This window comes from Desulfopila aestuarii DSM 18488 (assembly GCF_900143695.1).
In the GTDB taxonomy this organism is placed as follows: Bacteria; Desulfobacterota; Desulfobulbia; order Desulfobulbales; family Desulfocapsaceae; genus Desulfopila; species Desulfopila aestuarii.
In genome coordinates this window covers 76368-96775 of record NZ_FRFE01000021.1, presented here as the reverse complement: position 1 = coordinate 96775, position 20408 = coordinate 76368, and the positions used below count along the sequence as shown (strand labels likewise).

15 protein-coding genes and 1 pseudogene are annotated in these 20408 nt (G+C 50.9%); 8 read left to right on the top strand and 8 right to left on the bottom strand.

The features are described 5' to 3' along the window. The 5 genes and pseudogenes from BUF15_RS18445 to BUF15_RS18425 form a co-directional block, all read left to right on the top strand. Positions 1-287: pseudogene (locus tag BUF15_RS18445) on the top strand (IS256 family transposase); the annotation flags it as partial. Positions 288-1218: 931 nt separating this feature from the next. After that, positions 1219-2760, top strand: a complete 1542-nt coding sequence (locus BUF15_RS18440) for an acyl-CoA carboxylase subunit beta (RefSeq protein WP_073615192.1) — start codon at positions 1219-1221, stop codon at positions 2758-2760. An 8-nt stretch (positions 2761-2768) separates the two neighbouring features. Then, positions 2769-4781 carry an acetyl/propionyl/methylcrotonyl-CoA carboxylase subunit alpha gene (locus BUF15_RS18435; RefSeq protein WP_073615185.1) on the top strand — a complete coding sequence of 671 codons (2013 nt, stop codon included), beginning with the start codon at positions 2769-2771 and terminating at the stop codon, positions 4779-4781. 332 nt (positions 4782-5113) lie between these two features. Then, on the top strand, positions 5114-5335 hold the full coding sequence (locus tag BUF15_RS18430; RefSeq protein WP_073615184.1) for a YMGG-like glycine zipper-containing protein: 222 nt from the start codon (positions 5114-5116) through the stop codon (positions 5333-5335). 55 nt (positions 5336-5390) lie between these two features. Continuing rightward, positions 5391-6023, top strand: a complete 633-nt coding sequence (locus BUF15_RS18425) for a hypothetical protein (RefSeq protein ID WP_073615183.1) — start codon at positions 5391-5393, stop codon at positions 6021-6023. A gap of 82 nt (positions 6024-6105) precedes the next feature. Here the strand turns inward: BUF15_RS18425 and BUF15_RS18420 are convergent, their stop codons facing one another. From BUF15_RS18420 to BUF15_RS18385, 8 genes are all read right to left on the bottom strand, one after another. Continuing rightward, positions 6106-6618, bottom strand: coding sequence for a gamma carbonic anhydrase family protein (locus tag BUF15_RS18420; RefSeq protein WP_073615182.1), 513 nt, complete (start codon positions 6616-6618; stop codon positions 6106-6108). Positions 6619-6726: 108 nt separating this feature from the next. Beyond that, complete coding sequence (locus BUF15_RS18415) at positions 6727-8694, bottom strand: pyruvate carboxylase subunit B (RefSeq protein ID WP_073615181.1); 1968 nt, start codon at positions 8692-8694, stop codon at positions 6727-6729. Between the two features lie 186 nt (positions 8695-8880). Beyond that, positions 8881-9096, bottom strand: coding sequence for a hypothetical protein (locus tag BUF15_RS18410; protein ID WP_073615191.1), 216 nt, complete (start codon positions 9094-9096; stop codon positions 8881-8883). A 139-nt stretch (positions 9097-9235) separates the two neighbouring features. Next, positions 9236-9514 carry an antibiotic biosynthesis monooxygenase family protein gene (locus tag BUF15_RS18405; RefSeq protein WP_073615180.1) on the bottom strand — a complete coding sequence of 93 codons (279 nt, stop codon included), beginning with the start codon at positions 9512-9514 and terminating at the stop codon, positions 9236-9238. A gap of 26 nt (positions 9515-9540) precedes the next feature. Further along, positions 9541-11091 (bottom strand): acyl-CoA carboxylase subunit beta, encoded by a 1551-nt coding sequence (locus BUF15_RS18400; protein ID WP_073615179.1) that lies wholly within the window; start codon positions 11089-11091, stop codon positions 9541-9543. Positions 11092-11174: 83 nt separating this feature from the next. After that, a complete protein-coding gene (gene sucD / locus BUF15_RS18395) occupies positions 11175-12047 on the bottom strand; it encodes a succinate--CoA ligase subunit alpha (protein ID WP_073615178.1) in 873 nt (290 codons plus the stop codon). A 103-nt stretch (positions 12048-12150) separates the two neighbouring features. Next, on the bottom strand, positions 12151-13308 hold the full coding sequence (sucC, locus tag BUF15_RS18390) for an ADP-forming succinate--CoA ligase subunit beta (protein ID WP_073615177.1): 1158 nt from the start codon (positions 13306-13308) through the stop codon (positions 12151-12153). Between the two features lie 98 nt (positions 13309-13406). After that, a complete protein-coding gene (locus tag BUF15_RS18385; RefSeq protein ID WP_073615176.1) occupies positions 13407-15302 on the bottom strand; it encodes a propionyl-CoA synthetase in 1896 nt (631 codons plus the stop codon). Positions 15303-15934: 632 nt separating this feature from the next. On the opposite strand from BUF15_RS18385, the gene BUF15_RS18380 reads away from it, so the two are divergent. The 3 genes from BUF15_RS18380 (at position 15935) to BUF15_RS18370 (ending at position 20262) form a co-directional block, all read left to right on the top strand. After that, entirely contained in the window at positions 15935-17842 is a 1908-nt protein-coding gene (locus tag BUF15_RS18380) for a cache domain-containing protein (protein WP_073615175.1), read from the top strand. Beyond that, a complete protein-coding gene (locus BUF15_RS18375) occupies positions 17839-19251 on the top strand; it encodes a sigma-54-dependent transcriptional regulator (protein WP_073615174.1) in 1413 nt (470 codons plus the stop codon). The genes BUF15_RS18380 and BUF15_RS18375 overlap by 4 nt, the downstream gene beginning before the upstream one ends. Before the next feature lie 393 nt (positions 19252-19644). Next, complete coding sequence (locus BUF15_RS18370; protein ID WP_073615173.1) at positions 19645-20262, top strand: acetate uptake transporter; 618 nt, start codon at positions 19645-19647, stop codon at positions 20260-20262. Positions 20263-20408: the final 146 nt, after the last annotated feature.

The following is a 20408-nucleotide window of genomic DNA, read 5'->3' as shown; positions in this document are numbered from 1 at the left end:
CGTTTTATGATTTCCCTGCCGCCCATTGGCAACATATTCGTACATCAAACCCTATCGAGTCAACGTTTGCCACTGTACGACTTCGGACAGCAAAAACAAGGGGATGTGTCGCAAGACATACTATCTTGTCGATGGTTTACAAACTCGGCCAGAGCGCCCAGAAGAAATGGCGTCGGCTAAGGGGATTCAAGCTACTTGCTGAGGTCATTCGAGGGGTGAGATTCAAGGATGGCGAGAGGGTTGAACCAGTAAAAGAAGGTGAGCTGACCAGGGTGGTCAATATCTAAGAATGATTCTTCAAACACCAGATTTGACTATAACTCGGAGATAACCGTTGGTGCTGCCTATGAGTATCTAGATGCTGGAAGTGCTGATATCGATCTCGATGGCGGACCGCTTCAGGGTGACCTCAAAGGTGATTATGGAACGAATGTAATACACTTCCTGGCAGTCAACTTTATATGGAGATTCTAGAAATTTACGCTATCTCATCAAGAGATGCTTCCTGATTATTGTTGCGGAGAAGTTCGGCAAGGACGTTAGGTATCGTGGTTGATATTTCACTATCGTGTATCCGGAAATTTAATATTCGTGTTGTCAATATTAACTGGTAGACTGAGTAGCCAGGTTAATACTTCCTGATATGTCGGGATCGTCCAACAACTTATAATTGCAACAAAATTGAGCAACTGTAAGGAAGAGATTACCAAAGAACACCCATCAAGAGAGCAAAAGCAAGCCAACCTGATGTTCTTACTGCAAATCTCATATTTTCATTTATTTGCACTACAGTCAGCTTAGATCTAACCTTCCTTGATATGAAGGTCTGGTCATATTGCGATTTCTACAAATAATACCGAGAGGACAAGTAAACCCAGTACCTCAATTGTGTCACGACCAAGTGGTCATACCCAAGCCTGGCCATCTATAATAACACTGCTTTTTAAAAACAACCTGTTCTCTTCCACCCTACTCTTTTTATCTCTCAATCCGTTTTTATCTTTTCACCACCTTCACAGAATGAATCACTTGCCAAAATGATATCTGAGGGATAGCCTTACACAACAAAGGAGTCTGTCTTCATAACAGCTCTTGCGACTGGCCAAACCATGTCAGCATTTCCAGCCTTGCCGCCGGACTGCAAATCATACAGTCCAGTTATATTCTGACAACACCCACAGATGTATTCATGATAAGGAGAGCAACATGGTCGAGATCATGCACAGCAATATCCTGGAACTCCACGAACTTCGAGAAAATGCCTTCGCTGGAGGAGGCACCAAGCGCATCGATATTCAGCATCAACGTGGAAAGCTCACTGCAAGGGAACGTCTTCACCTGCTTCTCGATGAAGGGTCTTTTGAAGAGATCGATATTCTCAAGGTTGGACGTGGTGAAGGTGTCGGCAGCTATGAAAGCCATCCCGGCGACGGAGTCATCACCGGTCACGGCAAGATCAACGGTCGTGAAGTCTTTGTGTTCAGTCAGGACTTTACGGTGGTCGGCGGATCACTCGGTGAAGGCCACTCCCAGAAGATCTGCAAGGTTATGGACCTGGCCCAGCAAGTCGGCTCCCCAATCATCGGGTTGAACGACTCAGGTGGCGCCCGTATCCAGGAAGGTGTCGATGCCCTGGCAGCGTATGGAGAGATCTTTCACAGAAATGTTCACGCCAGCGGCGTCATTCCCCAGATTTCATGTATCATGGGCCCCTGTGCCGGCGGTGCAGTGTACAGTCCCTCAATGACTGATTTTGTCTTCATGGTTGACCAGACGTCCCACATGTTCGTGACCGGACCAAACGTAGTCAAGACTGTCATTCACAAGGACATCACTTCAGAGGAACTTGGCGGTGCCGAGGTCCACGCAAGCAAAAGCGGTGTCGCTCAGTTTGTTTACCCCAACGACATCCTGTGCCTGCGGGCAGTTCGGCAATTGATCAACTATCTACCATCGAACAACAAACAGAAGGCACCAATCCTCGATCTCAACGATCCACCCGAACGCACCGATCTCACCCTCGACTATCTGGTACCGCCCAATCCCAACCAGAGCTACGACATGAATGTCCTCATTTATTCCATTCTGGATGGCGCGGAGTTTCTGGAAGTTCAACCTCATTTTGCCGGAAACATCATCTGCGGCCTTGGCCGTCTCGGCGGCCAGACCATCGGTCTTGTGGCCAATCAGCCGGCGGTGCTGGCCGGAGCACTTGATAACAACGCCTCTTTCAAAGCAGCCCGCTTTGTCCGCTTCTGCGATGCCTTTAATATCCCACTGGTCTGCCTGGTGGATGTTCCGGGTTTTATGCCAGGTCCGGAACAGGAGCACGGCGGTATCATCCGCCACGGGGCAAAGTTGCTCTATGCCTTTACCGAAGCGACTGTTCCGCGCATTACTGTCATTGTGCGTAAAGCCTACGGCGGCGCCTACGTGGTAATGAACTCCAAACATATCCATTGCGACATCAACTACGCCTGGCCCACTGCCGAGATCGCGGTCATGGGTGCGCGGGGCGCAAGCGAGGTCATCTACCGCAGGGAGATCGACAAAGCCGACGATCCGGAAGCCAAATTGAACGAAAAAATGGATTCCTACCGTACTCGTTTCATGAATCCCTTTGTTGCCGCGAAGCGTGGCTATATAGACGACGTCATCTTTCCACGAACAACCAGACACCGGCTCATCCGGACGCTGCAGTTTCTGGAAAGTAAGAAGCCGGGACGTCCCGACCGAAAACACGGCAACATTCCCCTGTGAGGTGACCCATGTTTACGAAAATTCTCATTGCGAACCGAGGTGAAATCGCGGTCCGGGTCATCCGCAGCTGCCGGGCCATGGGTATTACTACCGTCGCCGTCTATTCTGAACCGGATTTCCGTTCCCAGCATGTTCTATTGGCCGACGAAGCGGTGCTGGTGGGCACAGCTCGACCCGGCGAATCCTATCTTGTCATTGAAAGGATCATTGAGGCCGCGCTGAGCACCGGCTGCGAGGCAATCCATCCGGGGTATGGTTTTCTCTCTGAGAACCCGCTGTTTGCCGAGAAAGTGTCAGCAGCTGGTCTCGTCTTTATCGGACCGCCGCCGAGTGTGATCAGCGCCATGGGCGATAAGATTGCCGCGAAGAAGCTGGCAATAGCTGCAAACGTCCCGACGGTTCCCGGCTATAGCGAACCGGTAGTTTCGCTTGATGAAGCACTTGCGGCAACCGCAACCGTTGGCTTTCCCATCCTCTTGAAACCTGCTGCGGGCGGTGGTGGCAAGGGTATGCGCATTGTCGAGAGAAAAGAAGAGATGGCCTCAGCGCTGCAGCTTTGCCAGCAGGAAACACGAAAATCATTTGGCGACGAACGGATCTTTGTTGAGCGCTATATCACCAAGCCACGTCATATAGAAATTCAACTCATTGCCGACCAGCATGGCAATGTGGTCCACCTTGGCGAACGTGAGTGCTCGATCCAGCGACGTTATCAAAAGATTGTTGAAGAATCGCCCTCCTGCGCCCTCTCACCCGAACTCAGGGAAAAAATGGGCAGCCTCGCCTGTGAACTCGCAAGGACCGCCGGATATGTGAATGCGGGCACCGTTGAATTCATCCTCGATGAAGATGGATCCTTCTATTTTCTTGAAATGAACACCAGGCTGCAGGTTGAGCATCCTGTAACCGAGCTGGTCAACGGACTTGATCTTGTTGAACTGCAACTGAAAGTTGCCGCCGGTGAGCCACTGCCTTTTACCCAAAAGGATATCACTCTCAAGGGCTGGGCCATCGAAGTACGGGTCTGCGCCGAGGACGCACGTCGTGGATTTGTGCCGTCAGTTGGTCTTATTACCCGTTATGCCGAACCGCGCGGCCAGCATGTTCGGGTCGACTCAGGAGTGGAGGCCGGCAGCACCATCAGTGTCTTTTACGATCCGATGCTGGCCAAAGTCATTACCTGGGGAAGCAACCGGGAAGAAGCCAGAAAACGTATGGTCCAAGCCCTGAATGGTTACCATATCGAAGGAGTTTCAACCAATATCGATTTTGCCAATCAGGTGCTCACCCATCCGGTCTTTATCAGTGGTGAGATCTCCACTGCCTTCATTCCCACCTATCTCCCGGCAGAGGACGGGGGCCCGCCGCCCTCACGCGAAACCCTCCATTACATGGCGTTGGCCACTACACTTATCTACCACTTGCGGGAAACCCTGGTGCAGCAATCCCTGCTGCCCTTGAAATCAACAGTTGGCGTCTCTTCTCCTGAAAAACGGCAGTTTTCTTATGTTGCCAAAAGCGATACCGACATCTTTCCGATCCTCCTGGAAAACAATGATGGCAAACTGCAATGGCGAATCGAGATAGAAGACAGATCCTACACAGTCCTCACCCCACCGCTCGAATATTATCGCCGCCGCTTAAAACTGACGATTAACGACGAAAGCAGCTACTTCCGCTTGAAATATAACGGCAATTTTATCGAGGCGGCTCATAACGGTGTTTGTCGTAACTTTGAAATATATAATCCAAGAGAATGGGAAGTAGCCCAGTTCATGCCGCCACCAGCGACAAAGAAGCGCGACAATATCCTCGACTGTCCAATGCCCGGCCTGGTGGTGGATGTAAGGGTCAAGGCAGGAGAACGGGTTTATCGCGGCCAGGAATTGATCATTCTCGAATCGATGAAAATGGAAAGTGCCGTCTCCGCACCGAACGATGGGGTGATTGAAACAGTGAATGTCCAACCTGGTGATGCGGTCGAAACCGGCTCCGCGCTCATCCACTTCCGCAAAAGCTGAAAGCGAATCAGAATTATTCCCTTGCGATTAAGGCTATGCATACCTTAACCGCAAGGGGATTGCAGACAAACCACCGACATCATCTCCTCACTAGTGGAGCATCATTTTTAGCTGAGAAGATGAAAACGGAACAAAAAATTGTGCTCTTTTTCAGCAAATGAAATATCCATTTGCGTTGGCATCAACTCTACGATAGGCTTAGTATAAACCTGACCTTTTGGGGGATCAGGTTCGCATTCATCCAAATTGATCTCCAGGTATCCAGCGAGATCACAGAATTCCCATACGTATCAGCCGCATAGGCTTATCAACCAATTCAGGAGGCAAATATTATGAAAAAACGTTTTCTTATTCTGATGCTGTGTCTTATGGCACCTGTTGCTCTGAGCGGATGCGCGGACATGACTCCAACCCAGAAAGGCGCTGCTTATGGTGCAGCTGGCGGCGCGATAGCCGGTCAGCTGATCGGCGGCAGCACTTCGGCAACCTTGATAGGTGCTGGAGTTGGTGCCCTTGGCGGGGCCCTGATCAATGATGCCAGGCATAATAATTAATAATTTCGGATGATTTACCTACTCATACTTCCAATAATTCCCAGGAGAATCGCGCATGAAATCCACACACCCTGAGTTCACCCAACTTCGTGAGCGTATGGAAAAAATAGAACTGCAGAACAAGCGCCTCAAACGCGCCATGTTTCTACTTGCCGGAAGCCTTGTGCTGCTGATGGTCATGGGTGCAAAAGTCGGTATGAAAGACGGTCACTTTCGCAACATAACCGCCGGAACGATCACCATCATAGATACTTCCGGCAAAGAACTCATGACCATCGGAAGCCATAAAGACATGGGAACAGGCATACGAATTTACAACAAGGAAGGCAAGCGCATTCTAGGCCTAGGCCTTACCGCTGATGAAAAAGGCAGTGGCATGCTGGTGGCGGACAATGACGGCACACCGCGGCTTGGTTTTGGTATGGACCAGGGCATCCCCAGCATTGCCATGACAAACGAGGAAAATAAAAAGGTCCTCGCCTTTGGTGGTGGCAAGGACGGTTATGGCTTGGTCGTCATGGATGGCAACGAGGTTGAACGAGCCGGAATAGGGTTCAAAAATGGTAACAGCGGTATCGTTCTGTTCAACGCCGAAGGCGAGTACGTGCGCGGCATGGTCCAGCGAGCAGACGGTAGCCACTTCTCTTCCTATGCCGATGGCAAGGGTAACGAAGTCTTCACCAAATAGCCCCCTAGATAAGGGCGTGATCTTCAGGCCACCATACCGCCACCAAGGTCACGCCCGCGCTTCACCCCATACGCCTTGCACTTCACTCCTTATACCACCCTGCATACTTGATATAGCTATTGGCAATCCGTTCGATCTCTCCTGAGATCATCTCCTCGCTAATATCCTTGACCTTTTTGGCAGGAACACCAGCATAGATAGAGCCGGACTCCACATGGGTGCCCTTGGTGACCACCGCCCCAGCGGCAATTATAGTGTTGCTCTCAACCACACAGTCATCCATGACGATAGCGCCCATACCGATCAACACATTGTCTTTCACGGTACAACCATGAACAATGGCATTGTGGGCAATGGAGACATTGTTGCCAATATTGGTCGGCGATTTCTGGTAGGTACAATGGATCACCGCTCCATCCTGCACGTTTACCTTGTTGCCCATGCGAATGTAGTGGACATCACCGCGGACGACTGCGTTATACCAGATTGAACAGTTATCCCCCATCACCACATCTCCAACAATGGTCGCATTTTCCGCGAGAAAACAGTCTTTGCCAAATTGTGGTGTATGGCCATTGAGTTCCCGAATTATCATGAAGCTCACCCTTTAAAGTGTTGAAAAAAAAAGACGGATGGGGCACCGTAGTTGCGCCCCTCTCCGTCTTTAATATTGCACCGTAATGGCTGTTTGGCAATCTTGGGTCTAACCAATTACGGCAAGTGTCGCACCTTTCACCACACTGTCGCCAACTTTGAAGTTGACGGCATTGATGCTGCCATCACATGGGGAAACGAGGGCGTTCTCCATCTTCATCGCTTCCAGAATCAGGATGGTATCACCCTTCTTCACCTTATCGCCCGCTTTCTTTTCAAAGCGAACAACCATACCTGGCATCGGTGCCACTAACAGCGCACCGTTTACAGGAGCAACCGGCTCTTCCGGTGCAGGAGCAGGAGCGGCAGGTGCGGCTGCTTTTACAGCAGGTGCAGGCCTGGCTGGTGCTGCTGCAGCAACCTGAGGTGCAGCAATAATAGGAGCTCCACCGATCGGATCAACATCGACGGTGAAGTATTCATTATCGATAAAGACATTAAATGTTCTGACCGCTTCGGTTTTCTCCGGGGCATTCTCCGGCTTCTCCACCAATTTGCCGGCCAGGGCTTTTTTCACCAGTGCATCACGCTTTTTCACCTGCTCCATAGTGATTGGTTTAACCGAATCGGGAGCCTCAGAGACCCCGTATTTCCATTCGAGGAACTTCCGACCGGTAACAGGGAAGATGGCGAAAAGGATCTGGTCATCAATATCCTTGGCCAGATCACCGATCTCTGCCTTAGCCTTCTCTAGTTCTGGCTCGAGAACCTCAGCCGGACGGCTGGTGATCGGCGTTTCACCACGTGGATAGCCTTTCAAAGCCTTTTTCTGCAGTTCGGCATCAATGGGTACTGCGGTTTTGCCATAGAGACCGTAACAGAGGTCTTTTACCTGGCCAGTAATCATCTTGTAGCGTTCATCCGGGGTATCGTGGAGAACATTATTGACAGTCTGTACACCAACGATCTGGCTGGTCGGGGTAACCAGCGGAATCTGTCCGAGCTCGCGACGAACCCGTGGAAGTTCCTTGTAGACCTCGTCGATCTTGTCAAGCGCATCCATCTCGCGCAGCTGGTTCACCAGGTTGGAGAGCATACCGCCCGGGGTCTGATGCAACAGGACGTTGATATCGATGATGGAAACCTTGGAGTCATCAAGCAGATGCTTGTATTTCGGCAGGATCTGCTTTTCAAAAATCTCATTGATCTCGGCCAGTTTCTTGATATTGAAACCGGTATCACGACTGGTACCAAGCAGCGCCATGACCAGCGGCTCAACGGCTGCGTGGGATGTTCGATAGGCGTACGGAGTCATACAGGTATCAATAATGTCAACACCCGCCTCAATAGCCTTTAAGTGGGTCATAGGCGACATGCCGGAGGTGAAATGACTGTGCAGATGGATAGGTGCCTTGACCTGCTTCTTCAACTCCTTCACCAGCTCATAGGCATCATACGGTGCCATCAGACCAGCCATGTCTTTTAAGCAGATGGAATCTGCACCCATCTCTTCGAGTTCCTTGGCCTTGTTAACATAATAGTCAAGGTTATATACCTCGCCGCCAAGTCGCGGTTCGGTCAGAGTGTAGCAGATACAACCCTGGAAATGCTTGCCGCTCTTTTTGATCTGCTTAACGACTGTCTCGAAGTTACGGTAGTCATTTAATGCATCAAAGGTCCGAAACACATCCATGCCGTTCTCGGCAGCGCGATCGACAAAAGCATAGGCAAGATCGTCGGCGTAGTTACGGTAGCCCACCAGGTTCTGGGCTCTCAAGAGCATGGAGAATGGAGTCTTCTTGATGTAACGCTTTAAAGTGCGCAGCCGCTGCCAGGGATCCTCATTCAAGAAGCGATGCATGGTGTCAAAAGTGGCACCACCCCAGGTTTCGATTGCCCAGAATCCAACTTCATCCATCAACTCTGCAACGGGAATCATATCCTCGGTACGCCCACGGGTGGCAAACAGGGACTGATGACCGTCACGCAGGGACAGATCCATTATCTTTATGGGATTTTTTGCCGCCGGACGGTCGGCATCGTAATTCATTGCGGTTAACTTTACCTTGTCACTCATGGTCCGTCTCCTCTGACTCATCGTGATACATTGAAATTTCAAGAAACCTCGTCAAATCCCTTTCTTCATTTTTTCAGCAGTCCGCACTTCATGCGGTTTCAAAGCAGCTGTTCAAGGGATTTACGGGGTGACATTTCGAGCGTAACGCCGGGATCACCTATATGATCCATCTCCGGAAAGAACACCTTAGCGAAAACGATCAAACACCCGCAACTGCACCAGTCGACGCATGGCCATCATCTCCTGCCGGCCACTGAAACTCCACTGGCTGATACCAAAATCAGTCGGGGCTGGAGGAGGTGCTGCAGCAGCTGCCTGAAGCGCTACCGCCTCTTGCTCCTGCTGCATATAGGCGTTTACCGCGGCCAGCGCCGCAGCCATCTTCTTTTTCTTGTCTGCCATCAGTTCACCCACCGTTTCCTACGGCTTGTTGAAATATGGTGTGCCGCATCTCCCCGTTTACTCCCACGGTTCTCAAGGCACGCCTACCGTGATGGCCACCTAAAAAAAAGGCGGCCACTTCAACTTTTGACCAGGAGGATCAGCTGTAGACCTCGTAGGTGGTCTCCGCGCCCAGCAGGGTATCAATCTCACTCTGCACGGCTTTGCGCTCTGAGTTAGCCACCCAGGTGTTCCAATCGTCCATTGATCGCCAGGTAGAGATGACCATGCACTCGCCTTCCTTATCCATGCGCTTCATGGTTTCACCCGAGACATATCCTGGCTGGCTCAAGGTGAGTGCGCGAAGTTTTTTCAGAAGATCCATGAGTTCCATAATGGAATCATCAGCAACCTTTCGTTTGATAAATACCTTGATCATAACAATTCTCTCCCGTTCATGGATGTCTACAGTGGAATGTTGCCGTGTTTCTTCATCGGGTTGGTATCCCGCTTATTCTGCAACAGTTGAAGGGCCCTGACAATACGTTCACGGGTCCGCGCCGGCTCGATAATATCGTCGATGTAACCACGCTGGGCAGCAACATACGGATTAGCGACTGTATTCTGATACTCCTTCTCCTTATCTGCCAGAAACGCCTTGCCATCTGCCTCATCTCTGGCCTGACGTCCATAGAGTACTCCAACTGCCCCTTTGGCGCCCATGACCGCGATCTCGGCTGTAGGCCAGGCGTAGTTGATATCGCCACGCAGATGCTTAGATGACATGACGCAGTAGGCGCCGCCGTAAGCCTTCCGTGTAATGACGGTGACCTTGGGAATTGTGGCCTCGGCAAAAGCATAGAGAATTTTCGCGCCGTTTCTGATTACACCACCGTATTCCTGGACGGTACCTGGCAAAAAGCCAGGAACATCCACGAAGGTCACGATCGGAATATTGAAGCAGTCACAGAAACGGACAAAACGGGCACCTTTTACCGATGAATCGATATCCAGAACACCGGAAAGATGGGCCGGCTGGTTGGCGACAATACCAACACTCATGCCGTTGTAACGGGCAAAACCAACAATGATATTTGGTGCAAAATCCGCTTTCACCTCCAGGAACTCACGATTGTCAACCGTCTGAAGAATTACCTCCTTCATATCGTAGGCCGCGTTCGGGTTCTCTGGAATAATCGCGTTCAGCTCCTCGGAGCGCCGGGTCCCGGGATCATCTGTGGGAATTATCGGCGGGCTGTCCATATTATTTTGCGGCATAAAGGAGAGCAGCCCTTTGATATACTCAATAGCCGCCTCCTCTGATGGCGCAGCATAATCGGAAACTCCGCTTCTGCTGGCATGCATGGCAGCGCCACCCAGCTCCTCAACCGTTACATCCTCGTGAGTCACTGACTTGACCACTTTTGGTCCGGTCAGGAACATGTAGGACTGATTCTGGACCATCATGACAAAATCGGTAAGTGCCGGGGAGTAAACCGCGCCACCAGCACAGGGCCCGAAAATCGCTGAGATCTGCGGCACAACCCCAGAAGCCATGACATTGCGCTGGAAGATCTCGGTGTAGCCGGCAAGGCTTTCGATACCCTCCTGGATACGAGCACCACCAGAGTCATTCAGACCGATGACCGGCGCGCCGTTCTTCATTGCCAGATCCATGATCTTACAGATCTTCTCAGCAAAGGTCTCAGACAACGAGCCGCCAAGCACAGTAAAGTCCTGGGCGAACACATAGACCACCCGGCCATTGACCGTACCATAGCCGGTAACTACACCGTCGCCGGGGAAAACCTGACTATCCATGCCGAAATCACGACAACGGTGGGTCTTGAACATGTCAAATTCTTCAAAACTGCCGGGATCAAGCAACATGTCGATCCGCTCCCGGGCTGTCATGCTTCCCTTGGCATGTTGTTTATCAATTCTGTCCTGACCACCACCGAGGTGTGCTTCGTCCCTGAGCTTCATCAGGTGGTTGAGTCGTTCACTTGTATTCATGCTGTCTCCTTGCACTGAAATTCCGCAACTCCAACTCCTCTCCTGCTTATCTCCTACCGGACATATTTACACACTACAAAATCTTATGAAAAAACCTCTTTACACAAACGGCCTAAGTGGCCGAGATCTTTGCATACGTAGATGCCGCCTTCTTCCATAGCCTCGATCTTGGCTTCGGCAGTGCCCTTGCCGCCACTGACAATGGCACCAGCATGACCCATCCGTCGTCCCGGAGGGGCGGTGAGACCGGCAATAAAGCCGACAACCGGCTTTTTCATATTGGCCTTGATCCAGGCAGAGGCATCCTCTTCGGCTGATCCGCCGATTTCACCAACCATAACAACTGCTTCAGTGGCAGGATCATCATTGAAAGCCTTGAGACAATCGATAAAACCAGTACCATTAACCGGATCGCCACCGATACCGACACACGTGGTCTGTCCTAACCCAACCTCGGTCAGCTGATGAACAACCTCATAGGTCAAGGTTCCTGAACGGGAAACAACACCCACCGGTCCACCAGGAGTATGAATTGGACCGGGCATGATGCCGATCTTACATTCGCCAGGGGTAATAATGCCCGGACAGTTGGGGCCGATAAGCCGGCTGTTGGTCTGGGCCAGATAGTTTTTCACCTTCAACATATCCATGACCGGCACACCTTCAGTAATGCAGACAATCAGCTCCATGCCCGCATCCGCCGACTCAAGAATCGCATCGGCAGCAAAAGGAGGCGGAACAAAGATCATTGCTGCATTTGCACCGGTCGCTTTGCGACCATCTGCCACGGTATTGAATACCGGTACTTCATCCATAACCTGGCCGCCCTTACCCGGTGTAACACCCGCCACCACGTTGGTGCCATAGGCTATACACTGCCGGGTGTGGAACTGCCCTTCCTTGCCGGTAATACCCTGCACAAGTACTCGCGTCTGACTATTTATAAAAATGCTCATCTCGCACCTTCACCGTGTTGTGATACGCTGCCTACCTTAGTCTCACACGAGGCAGCTGTTAATCTCTTCCCTGACCTGTTGTCGCGTTTTGGAAAGTTCCCAGTTACGCCACCAGATCAGCCACCTTCTGCGCTGCATCCGCCAGACTTGTGGCATTGGTCAGATTCAGTCCGGACTCAGCCAGGATTCTGCGGCCTTCGTCAACGTTGGTGCCTTCCATCCGCACCACCACTGGCACATTGAGCTTCACCTTCTGTGCCGCCTGAACCACACCCTGAGCCAAAACGTCACAACGGAGGATTCCGCCGAAGATATTAATGAGAATACCTTTCACGTTGGGGTCGCTCAGAATGATGCGAAAACCATTCTCGACCTGCTCTGCGTTGGCACCGCCACCGACATCAAGGAAATTAGCAGGATTTGCTCCAGCCTGCTTGATAATGTCCATAGTGGCCATGGCGAGACCTGCACCATTCACCATATTCCCGACATTGCCATCGAGTTTGATATAGTTGAGATTGAACTTGGCAGCCTCCAGCTCAGCGGGATCGTCCTCGAAGGGGTCATGCATTTCTTTGACATCCGCATGTCGATAGATTGCGTTCGAGTCAACATCCACCTTGGCGTCGAGTGCGATAATACCATTATCAGAGGTGATGATAAGGGGATTGATCTCTACCATCGAGCAGTCATAATCGACGAAGAGATTATAGAGATTTTTCAGGACAGGACCAAACGGCTTCATCACGTCCTTTTCCAGCCCAAGGCCGAACATCACTTCCCGAAGATGATAGGCTTGAATGCCGACCAGCGGATTGACGAACACTTTGATAATCCGCTCCGGTGTCTTTGCCGCGACCTCTTCGATATCCATGCCGCCGTCTTGACTTGCAACAATAGCGATCGAGGCGGTATCGCGATCCGGAATGATCGAAAGATAGAGCTCCTTCTTGATGCTCACACCTTTTTCGATAAGCACTTTCCGGACCAGCTGGCCGGCTGGGCCGGTCTGCTTGGTAACGAGTGTCATGCCCAGGATATCACCTGCTGCGGCGGTAACTTCTTCTGCCGTTTTGGCCAGGCGAACTCCTCCACCTTTGCCCCTGCCACCGGCATGAATCTGCGCTTTGACGGCTACCGGCAGTCCGAGATCAGCTGCAATGCTCTCTACTTGCGCAACATTGTCAGCCACCCCACCCTGCGGTGTCGGGACGTTGTATTTACGGAACAGTTCTTTGGCCTGATATTCATGAATCTTCATAAATACCCCCTCCGGGAGGCAACCGGCTCATAAAGAGCCGGTTGCTTCTATGGTAATAGGTGAGATTTCAGCTATGAAACATAGCCACTTGATTGGTACTAGACCTTGGGATAGCCGATGGACTTCAGGGTCTCGGTGATCTCCTCAAGGATTACTGGATCGTCGATAGTCGAAGGCATGTTGTATTCCTTGGCATTGGCGATGGACCGCATGGTGCCACGGAGAATCTTGCCCGACCGGGTTTTCGGCAGCCTCTTGACCTGGGCAGCATCACGGAAGCAGGCGATGGGGCCGATCTTATCGCGCACCATCTGTACCAGTTCTTTCTTGATGTCTTCCTCTTTACGGTCAACGCCGGCTTTTAAAACAAACAGACCGACAGGCAGTTGCCCTTTCATCTGGTCGTTGGTACCAAACACCGCACACTCTGCGATATCCGGGTGACCAGCGATAATCTCTTCCATGGCGCCCGTGGAGAGACGATGGCCGGCGATGTTGATAACATCATCCATACGACCCATGACGTAGATGTAGCCATCCTCGTCAATATAGCCGCCGTCGCTGGTCTCATAGTAACCAGGAAAGTTGGCCATGTACGACTTGATGAAACGCTCCTCGTTACGCCACAAGGTTGCCAGGGTGCCAGGAGGCAACGGCAGCTTGACGACAATATTGCCTTCCGTACCCGGAGGAACTTCTACGCCGCCACTGTCGAGAATACGAACATCCCAGCCAGGCAAAGCCTTGGTGGGCGAGCCTTCCTTGACAGGCAGCAACTCGATACCACGACAGTTACCGGCAATAGCCCAGCCAGTCTCAGTCTGCCACCAGTGGTCAATGACAGGTACGTTCAACAGATCCTCGGCCCAGTGCAGGGTGTCGGGATCAGTACGCTCTCCGGCAAGATAGAGGCACTCAAAGCTGGACATGTCATATTTTTTGTAGAGCAAACCATTCGGGTCTTCTTTTTTGATTGCCCGAAAAGCGGTGGGAGCAGTGAAGAGACATTTGACCTTATGCTCAGAAATGACACGCCAGAAAGCACCGGCATCAGGAGTACCGATGGGTTTACCCTCATAGAGGATGGTTGTAGAACCCTGAATCAATGGGGCATAGACGATATAGGAGTGACCGACAACCCAGCCAACATCCGATGCTGCCCACCAGACCTCGCCCGGATTAATGTCGTAAAGCGCTTTCATGGTCCAGTTCAGGGCCACGGCATGACCGCCGTTGTCACGCAGAACGCCTTTCGGCATGCCGGTGGTTCCGGAAGTATAAAGAATATAGAGAGGATCGGTAGCGTCCAGCACGACACAGTCAGCAGGCTTTGCTTTTGCTGCTATTTCCATCCAGTCATAATCGCGGCCAGGTAGCATCTCGGCTTTGATGATATCGCGCTGGAACATAATGACCTTATCCACTTTATGGGTGGACTGCTCGATAGCTGAATCAAGCAGAGGCTTATAGGCGAGAGTTTTTTTGCCCTCAATGGCGCCAGAAGCGGCAATGATAGCCTTCGGCTGGGCGTGATCGATACGGATTGCCAACTCATGGGCAGCAAAACCACCAAACACCACTGAGTGAATGGCACCAATTCTTGCGCAGGCCAGCATGGCCACAGCGGCTTCGGCTATCATCGGCATATAGACGATAACAGTATCACCCTTTCCGACCCCAAGTTCAACCAGCGCACCGGCAAAGCTGGCTACTTGCTGCTGCAGCTCTTTATAGGTAATTTTTTTGATTGTATTGGTTACAGGACTATCATAGATAATGGCAACGTGATCCCCTTTCCCATTCTCTACATGGCGGTCAACAGCATTATAGCAGGTGTTCATTTTACCGCCGCGGAACCATCTGTAAAACGGCGGATTTGAAGAATCCAATACCTTATCGCACCACTTGTACCAGGTAATGCCTTTTGCGGCTTCTGCCCAAAACTCTTCCGGGTTGTCGACACTACTTTGAAAAACGGCATCAAAACTAGTCATAATCACTCCCCTTTTGGTCTGATGTTAGTCCACCTGTCCACCCTAACCACTTCCACTTGTATACAGCAATGAAGCGGATACAGCAAGCACTTTATTTAACATTGTTACAGATATCTTCACGAATGAAAAAACAGCCTCAATGTCAAATAATTTTAATTCCTTTATATACAACGACATACAATATATACAATTTATCACACTCGTTCTCGATATTGCACGTCTATAATTATGTTATTCAAATACACAGCAACCTATGTACCTTTTTTAACAGCATTTCCATTGACGAAATGAAAAAATTAGTAAATAATGCAAGTAACGTTGTTACATTTTTCAATTTATAACAAGTAATACTTATAAAAATGCCAACAATTCCTTATCTTTCCAACACAACAACCTGTAAGTCGATTAGCAACTTGCATGACAATATCTTTACGTATTTATGTCTTTTTTTTGATTATTTCGCTTCCCACCTATCCCATAAATGGTTTCACTGCCTACTGGCGGCCAAATCTCTCTTCCCATCAGCAGCAAGAACAGATACGCTGCTGGTGAAATACCGTTCCACAGTGGTATGAGGGAGCAGTTTATCATCCCTTGAAACGACACACCCTCCTTTTCAGAAGGTTCTGAGCATGCGGCTACCCGGCAGAAACAAACGAAGACCACTCCCGAAGATCATCCCGGTCAAAATCATTCTGCCGGTCTTACTTTCAATGTTCCTTTTCATTGCTACCTTTTTCGGCTTCATCCTGCCGCGCATTGAGGGCCAGCTGATGGAACGGAAACGGGAGATGATTCACGCCTTAAGTGAAGCAGCCCTCAGCTCAGTTAAGCATTACGCCAACATAGCAGCAAGCGGAACCATGACTGTAGAAGAAGCCAAGCAACAGGCTGCCGAGCATTTGCGGGATCTGCGCTATGGCCCCGAAGGCAAGGACTATTTCTGGATCAACGACACCCATCCGTACATGATCATGCACCCGTACCGGCCTGATCTGGAGGGAAAAGATGTAACGGAAGAGACAGACCCTGCCGGCCAGAAACTCTTTCAGGATTTTCTTGAGGCGGTCAAGGTGACCGGGGGCGGTTACGTCAATTACCACTGGCAGTGGCAGGATGATCCCAGTCGGGTTTTCTCAAAAATTTCTTACGTTCAGGAGTTTGCCCCCTGGCACTGGATCATCGGTACCGGCGTGTATGTTGAAGACGTGCATGCCCAGATAAATGCCATTACCAAAAACATGACATTTATTTTCCTTATCATCCTGCTGGTCATCGCCATGCTGTCAGTTTACATTATTTGGCAGGGTGCAAGCGTCGAGAACCGGCGCAGACAGATGGAGGTCTCACTCAGAAAGAGCGAAAACCGCTATCGACTGCTGACCGAGACAGCCAGGGAAATGATTCTGGTACTGGACAAGGATTTGCGCATCACCTACGCCAACACTGCTTTTACCAAAAACTGCGGCTACCCACTGGCCACAATCATTGACGCCTCCATTACCAGGATTCTCCCTTCTGAGCAGCAGATGATTTTTTTCAACAAGATTGACGCCGTCAGCAGTGATGCAAGCGATTCGTCGATGCTGGAGACTGAATTTATCGCTGACGACAACCGGATCATGCCGGTTGAGGCCAACTTTGCGCTGCTGGACGGTCAGGGAGGTCCCCTCACATTCCTGCTTACCGCCCGTGACATCACCGATAAAAAAAGGGCGGAAATCGAAGCACGGATGCGCCAGGAACAATTGATGCAAACCAACAAGATGGTGGCGCTAGGTACTCTTGTAGCCGGCGTCGCCCACGAAATCAACAACCCGATATCCTCGGTCATGCTGAATTTTCAGGTATATGAACGCTTCTGGCAGACTGCCCAGCCAATACTCGACAGCTATCATGCCGAAAACGGACATCTGGAGATAGGCGGCATGGACTATCCGCAATTACGGGAACGGATGCCCAAACTACTGCACTTTACCCGGGAGGGTGTATCGAGGGTCAAACGGATCGTTGGAGAGCTAAAGGAATTTTCCCGCCAGAATCCTGCCGAATTGCGAGAAGCGGTAAATCTCAACCAGGTAGTGGAAACCTCCATAGGACTGCTTACAGGTTTATTGAAGAAGGCAACAACGGATTTACGGGTTGAACTCGACGAAAACCTCCCGACGCTGCCCGGCAATAGCCAGCGCCTTGGTCAGGTGATTATCAACCTGCTGGTTAATGCATGCCAGGCCACAGATAATCCAAGCAAACCGATCATCGTCACCACCAGCTATCTGGAAGAGTCAGAGGAGGTACTACTTGAGATTATTGATCAGGGTGTCGGGATGACACCGGATGTACTCGAACGGGTCAAGGATCCCTTTTTTACCACCCGACGCGACAGTAGCGGCACAGGACTCGGCCTCTCCATCTCCGACACCATTATCCGCAACCATCGCGGTTGGCTCAACTTTAAATCTGAACCCGGACTCGGCACCACAGCCACCGTCCGGTTGCCGCGCTACGATATGAATGAAATTATTGGACGAATGATATGACCCGACCCAACCCCCAGGACCCTATTCTGGTTATTGATGATGAAGAGTCGATCCTGCTCTCAATCGACACCATTTTGCAATTGGCAGGCATGAACAATGTCATCACCTGTTCTGATTCGCGAAAAGCCATGGCCCTTGTCGAACAGTGCACTCCCAGTGTCGTGCTGCTCGACCTCAATATGCCCCATGTCAACGGCGAGGCGATCATTGAAGAGCTAACCGCTTTCCATCCACGGGTTCCCATCATTGTCATCACCGGCAGAATCGATGCAGAAACAGCAGTTGACTGTATGAAATCGGGGGCATCGGACTATATTGTCAAACCAGTTGAAGAAGAACGGCTGCTGAACGCCGTCAAAAAGGGTTTGCGCACCACCTCACAACTCTTCCCTGGAGAACAGTCAGCACAGGGGTATCAGTTAAAAAATCCTGAGGCCTTCGCAGCCATTATTACAGCATCCCCCAAGCTCTATACACTCTTCACCTATATCGAATCCATTGCTGGTACCGGCCAGCCGCTTCTGATTAAAGGGGAAACCGGCACCGGCAAGGAGTTGATGGCCCAGGCCACCCATGTAAGCAGCGGCAGAACCGGGAATTTTGTAGGTGTCAATGTCGCAGGCCTTGACGACAACGTCTTTTCCGATACCCTCTTCGGGCACACCCGCGGTGCTTTCACCGGTGCCGACTCCGATCGTCCTGGCCTTATTGAAAAAGCCGCAGGCGGGACGCTCTTTCTTGATGAAATCGGTGATTTGACGCCAGCTTCACAGGTCAAGCTTCTACGCCTTCTTCAGGAAAACGAATACCTGCCTCTAGGTAGTGACAGTTCACGCCGCAGCAACGCCCGCATCATCACCTCGACCCATGTCGATCTCTGGGAAAAGCAGGCAAACGGCCAATTCAGAGAAGACCTGCACTACCGGTTACGCACCCATCGTCTCAGGGTGGTGCCGCTCCGCGAACGAAAAGAGGATCTGCCACCTCTTGTCGACCATTTTCTTTCAGCCGCCGCCAAGGCCCTGAACAAGGCCCGCCCAAAGGTGCCCGGCGAACTTATCACGTTGCTCGAGACCTATCCATTCCCCGGCAATGTCCGCGAGCTGCAGGCCATGATTTTCGACGCCATGGCCCAGCACAAAAACACAATTCTATCCCTCACAGTCTTCCGTGAGCATATAGCCCGCATGCGGCGCATCGATGAAAAGCATCCCCCGCGTGCGATCGACTCAGGCATGGCCTTTTCCACCAAGGAGCCCCTCCCCAGCATCAAACAGGCCACCCGCATGCTCATTGAAGAGGCAATGATTCGCGCCAACAACAACCAGTCGATTGCCGCCTCGTTGCTCGGCATCTCGCAGCAAGCGTTGAGCAAACGACTGAAGTCTCTTTCCAAAGAGGACGAATAAAAAAAGATTACCAGTTTCAGCAGTGACAACAAAGCAATCCAGCAACCAACCACGATCCCTTGTTAACGATTGATCATTCAATTTCAAAGAGTAAAGACACCTTCTGACCCCACCATCCGTTGCCCCTACAACAAAGGTTGTAATCACAACCTTTGTTGTAATGTCGCTTAATACCTGAAAACCCCTATATTTTTTCGTTCCCCAGCCCGCATCCACAACAATGGTTGTACTTTTACGATAATGCCTTTTTTGCCCTTCCCCCTGTATCCACGTCATTTTTCAAAGTACCTCATGCATGGCACTCTAATTGCTTAAGTATTTTACAATCGGCATTCAAACATCCGTTACTGTTAAGCGGATACCCACCACCAATTCAAGAGAGGAGAAATGAGCATGGCAGACGCAAAAGCACCTGTAATGGGAAATCCCGCAGTCGTCGGTCTGGCTGGTTTCGGTCTGACCACCCTGATCCTTCAGTTCCATAACCTCGGTCTTGTCGGTGTTGGACCGATCGTGGCCCTTGGTTTTATCTTCGGCGGTCTTGCTCAGATGATTGCCGGCTACCAGGAATTCAAAGTCGGCAACAACTTCGGCTACAGCGCATTTGTATCATACGGTGCTTTCTGGATTGCATTGGCGATCATTTTCATGCTCAACCATTTTGACATCTATAAGTCCTCGGGCACCGACATCGGTTATTTCCTGATCGTCTGGACCCTCTACACCGTCATCATGTGGTTCGCTTCTCTGCGTATTCATGGCGCCATGGCCTCTACCTTCACCCTGCTGCTGGCAGGCTTCATACTGCTCGACCTGGCCCATTTCGGTTATCCGGCAATGACCAAGGTTGCCGCGTATGTTCTTATTCTTTGCGCTCTGAACGCCTGGTACATGATGGCCCATGTTATTTACCTGCAGATTTTCGGTCGCGATGTGCTTCCGGTTGGCAAGCCCTGGATCGATCCCAAGCCGATTGAAGAACGTGAATTGCAATCTGCTAAAGCCAGATGATAGAATTAAGGTGCTGTCGGTCTCGCCGGATGCAGCCGTGACCGACAGCTCAGTCTCCTGAATATGGTACTCTTTTGTACTCACCCGTGCCTGCTAGCTGGATGAAATTCACGAGACTGCAAAGGTTCCATGCTGCTCCTCCGCAG

Excerpts from the sequence above, each read along its gene's own strand:
- BUF15_RS18370 (WP_073615173.1), top strand. The coding sequence starts at position 19,645 with ATGGCAGACGCAAAAGCACCTGTAATGGGAAATCCCGCAGTCGTCGGT.
- BUF15_RS18420 (WP_073615182.1), bottom strand. The coding sequence starts at position 6,618 with ATGATAATTCGGGAACTCAATGGCCATACACCACAATTTGGCAAAGAC.
- sucC (WP_073615177.1), bottom strand. The coding sequence starts at position 13,308 with ATGAAGATTCATGAATATCAGGCCAAAGAACTGTTCCGTAAATACAAC.
- BUF15_RS18435 (WP_073615185.1), top strand. The coding sequence starts at position 2,769 with ATGTTTACGAAAATTCTCATTGCGAACCGAGGTGAAATCGCGGTCCGG.
- BUF15_RS18440 (WP_073615192.1), top strand. The coding sequence starts at position 1,219 with ATGCACAGCAATATCCTGGAACTCCACGAACTTCGAGAAAATGCCTTC.
- BUF15_RS18430 (WP_073615184.1), top strand. The coding sequence starts at position 5,114 with ATGAAAAAACGTTTTCTTATTCTGATGCTGTGTCTTATGGCACCTGTT.
- BUF15_RS18375 (WP_073615174.1), top strand. The coding sequence starts at position 17,839 with ATGACCCGACCCAACCCCCAGGACCCTATTCTGGTTATTGATGATGAA.
- BUF15_RS18415 (WP_073615181.1), bottom strand. The coding sequence starts at position 8,694 with ATGAGTGACAAGGTAAAGTTAACCGCAATGAATTACGATGCCGACCGT.
- sucD (WP_073615178.1), bottom strand. The coding sequence starts at position 12,047 with ATGAGCATTTTTATAAATAGTCAGACGCGAGTACTTGTGCAGGGTATT.
- BUF15_RS18400 (WP_073615179.1), bottom strand. The coding sequence starts at position 11,091 with ATGAATACAAGTGAACGACTCAACCACCTGATGAAGCTCAGGGACGAA.
- BUF15_RS18380 (WP_073615175.1), top strand. The coding sequence starts at position 15,935 with ATGCGGCTACCCGGCAGAAACAAACGAAGACCACTCCCGAAGATCATC.
- BUF15_RS18405 (WP_073615180.1), bottom strand. The coding sequence starts at position 9,514 with ATGATCAAGGTATTTATCAAACGAAAGGTTGCTGATGATTCCATTATG.
- BUF15_RS18425 (WP_073615183.1), top strand. The coding sequence starts at position 5,391 with ATGAAATCCACACACCCTGAGTTCACCCAACTTCGTGAGCGTATGGAA.
- BUF15_RS18385 (WP_073615176.1), bottom strand. The coding sequence starts at position 15,302 with ATGACTAGTTTTGATGCCGTTTTTCAAAGTAGTGTCGACAACCCGGAA.
- BUF15_RS18410 (WP_073615191.1), bottom strand. The coding sequence starts at position 9,096 with ATGGCAGACAAGAAAAAGAAGATGGCTGCGGCGCTGGCCGCGGTAAAC.